The sequence below is a fragment of the Parafannyhessea umbonata genome, from assembly GCF_900111255.1.
In the GTDB taxonomy this organism is placed as follows: Bacteria; Actinomycetota; Coriobacteriia; order Coriobacteriales; family Atopobiaceae; genus Olsenella_J; species Olsenella_J umbonata_A.
This window is the reverse complement of sequence record NZ_FOGP01000008.1, coordinates 42949-46372: the sequence shown is the minus strand read 5'-3', so window position 1 is coordinate 46372 and position 3424 is coordinate 42949. Positions and strand designations below refer to the sequence as shown.

Sequence of the window (3424 nt, the reverse complement as noted above, 5' to 3'; positions counted from 1 at the left end):
GCTCACCTCCAAACACAATCCTTGCAGGTTGGCAAAACACGCCAACATATAAATAGGATGCAACCGACGGGCGCATTTGGAGTATGAAGTCGGTAACTACCCAAAGGGACAAAAGACACAAGAGTAGTATTATTTATCATACTAACACTAAATTAGTCACATTTACCAGAGCCCAATTGCGATGCCGAGGAGCAACGCCTTGGACAGCCGACGAACGGCATGCAACTCAAGGCGAACGTAGGAACACAACTCAGAATGTACATCCGCGATACAAGAGCCAAACGAGTGTCGGCGAAGCTTCGCGACCTTCAAATTGCAATCAGGATGCTGAGAAGAAACTCTCGACCTGACCCCGAGGCTTCTCTCCCCCGCCGGTCTCTTGCGGTGGATCAGGCACCGCAAGAGAATATTGCGAGGCTATACGAGCGGCCGCGTTGAAGCAGTCCCTCAGGCCCACCTCCCCGACACCGTATCGACCACCGCCCATCCACCTGCAACGAGCACGCAATACAAGCACGCAACGCATAGGAACACAACGCATAGAAAATGTCACTTGACGAATCGCATGCAAGAGAACCAGAGGTCAATCGAAGAAAAGAGTGTATCGACAGACGATTCTAATCGACAGCGGATTCGCCCCCCCAGAGAGAATGGCCAAGCCGCCAAAAAGCCAGAGAGCCAGAATGCCGGAAAAGGCGGTTATGAGGCACGACAATCGAGCCATTATAAGGCGTTTTAAGGCTCTAGAATTTTTAGAATGGGTAATACGACCTACAGCAAATAACAATTGGCCGGCCCCAAGAATCATACTGAGGCCGGCCAACTATATATATGTAAGAAGAATCTACGCGACAGTCTTGGGATCGAATGCGCCAGCCTCTGCAGAAGGAAGCGGTCGGGCAAAAAAGTAGCCTTGGATAATGTCGCAGCCCATTCGTTTGCAAATCGCGTATTGCTCCGCAGTCTCAACGCCCTCCACGATGATCTTCTTATCTATGCCGTGGATTAGTTGGGTAAGGTGATCGATGAAGTCTTCCTTACCAGGGACCATGTAAGTATCAACCAGAGACTTATCGAGCTTAACGTACTCAGCTGGAGTGGTCGCCATTCTATAGAGAGAAGAATAACCGGTTCCAAAGTCATCGAGCGCAAGAGAAATGCCCATTTGTTCAAGTCTGGAAAACAGTTCTTCAGCAAGACCTTCGTTCTCGAGCATCATCGATTCCGTAATTTCAATCTTGAGATAGCGCGGTTCAACGTCATACTCGCGAAGCAGGGACTCAACGAAATCGCAATAGGTTTCGTCGCGAAGCTGAGCAGCCGAATAGTTAATTGAAACGACCTTCATTTCGCGACCCTCGGCACGCCAGGCAGCCTGCTGCTGGATCACTTTCTTGGTAACGATGCGATCGATACTCGAGACAAGACCAGCAGCCTCAGCAACCGGAATGAATTGATCGGGAAAATACGCGTTGTCCTTTAGTCGAACAAGAGCCTCATAACCGTAGACGGACTTGTCGTAGGTGTTCACCTGGGGCTGGAACAAAACGACGGGACTCTCCTCCGCAATCGCAAGCTTAAGATAGTCCGTAATCTCAAGCTTTCTCTCCATGTCACGTTTCATCTGTTCGTCGTAGAAGAATACCGAGTCGCCACCACCGACCACCTTGGCATTACGAATGGCGAGGTCGACGCACTGGACAATAGAACTCTCGTCCATCGACTCATCCCAATTGGCAACGCCGTAGCTTGCCTCAATGTCGAGAACGGAATCGCCAAAGGCAACCTTCTCGGCAAACACATTCATTATCTGAGCGAGAAGAGCTGATTCCGGTTCGACGCGTTCACCCAGAACAAGGATGAACTCGTCGCCAGCAGAGCGCACAAGAAGCTTGGAGTCAATTTCACTCAGGCGCCTACCGATCTCTTTCAGAACATAGTCGCCGCAGTCATGCCCGTACGAGTCGTTGATGTCACCGAAGTCGTTAAGGTCAATACTCACAATCGACTGAATTGAACCGTTCTTCTCGTCATGCAGAAACTGCATGAGAGCCTGCCTGTTGGGAAGATCAGTAAGGATGTCGTGAAAGAGACGGTACCTGAGGTTGTTGCGAGACTCAAGAATCTCAAGAGAATCACGAAGGCTGCGAGCATAGCCGATGTACGCAAAGGCCAAAATGAAAGTTACCGCAAGCAGCAGGAGGAACACCGGGAACAGAATCGGCCTGACGGACTGCCAGCTTATGCCATGCTCGTTAATCATGATTGCGTCTACGGGCACGTCAGACTTATCCAACCCGAAGCGATCCAAGACCTTCGCATCATATATATATGATGGGGTGGCATCCGTTACGAGGGGCAGGTTACCAGGAAGCTCCCCGTTTAGAATCTGAATGCACATTTCTGCAGCTTGTGCACCTTGCCTTTCGTAATCGACAAAACCTGAGCCACAAATTCCCTCGCCTACGCCACCGATGCTGTCGCGAAACACGGGGCGCGAGCACTTCTCGGCGACATAGTGAGAGCTCTCGTCGAGCGAGTAGGCGTTGCCGTCAGCATCCTCGTAAGAAGCAAGGTGAATGACGATGGTGTCGTCACCAACGTTGGAAAGACGCTCTCCAAGCTCGTCGTGCGTAAGCTCTGACGTATTCACGATGTTGAACTCAAACCCGCTGAACTCGGACTTGAGAGATTCAAAAGTTGAACAAGAGCCCCTGCCGGTTGAGGTGTTGTCCACAATGGCGAGGAACTTGTTTGCGCCTGGAAGAAGAACCGATGCCGCGCGCATAGTATCGGCAAGCGAGCTGTTCTCATATATTCCGGTCTCGTAGCCCGACTGGGTCGCCCGGGTGGCATGGTCAAAATCGTTGACGCCAAAGAATACGACGGGAAGGCCCCTAAACAAAGTGTCGTGGTTCTGCTCGACGAAGGTAAGGGCGTCGTCATCGGCGCAGATAATGGCGTTATAGGAATCGGACGACGAGATCTTCTCGGCCATCGTTCTTTTCCAGGCATCATATGCCGGCGAGCCAACCGGATAAGCCTTGGTGTCCATATACTCGACGTCGACCTCAACCCCACTGCGCTTCATGTAGTCGAGAACGCCCTTGCGCTCGTACGGTACGGTAGCGTGGGAATCGTCGTAGCTCATGATAAGAAGGACGCGCGCCTGGCTCTCCGATCGGATTACCCCATTCGCAACGGTCTCAACCTCAACCTGATGGTTAGTGTTTTGGTTTAAGAGGAACATGCCGATAACGGCGCAAACCGCAGCCGTCAAAAAGAGCGAGATGCGCAGGATGTGATAGCCCACGCTACGCTTATTCTCGTACTTCGAGGAATCAGCGGACGATTCGACGAACTCCGAGTTGTTCATTTCGGCAGTCATGACTACCCTCCCGCCATCAATAGCCACTCGCGATGA

The 3424-nt window shown here is 51.5% G+C and carries 1 protein-coding gene; it reads right to left on the bottom strand.

Going from position 1 to position 3424, the window contains the following annotated elements:
• Window positions 1–844: 844 nt before the first annotated feature.
• Entirely contained in the window at window positions 845–3388 is a 2544-nt protein-coding gene (locus tag BMY31_RS08610) for an ABC transporter substrate binding protein (protein ID WP_091009905.1), read from the bottom strand.
• Window positions 3389–3424: the final 36 nt, after the last annotated feature.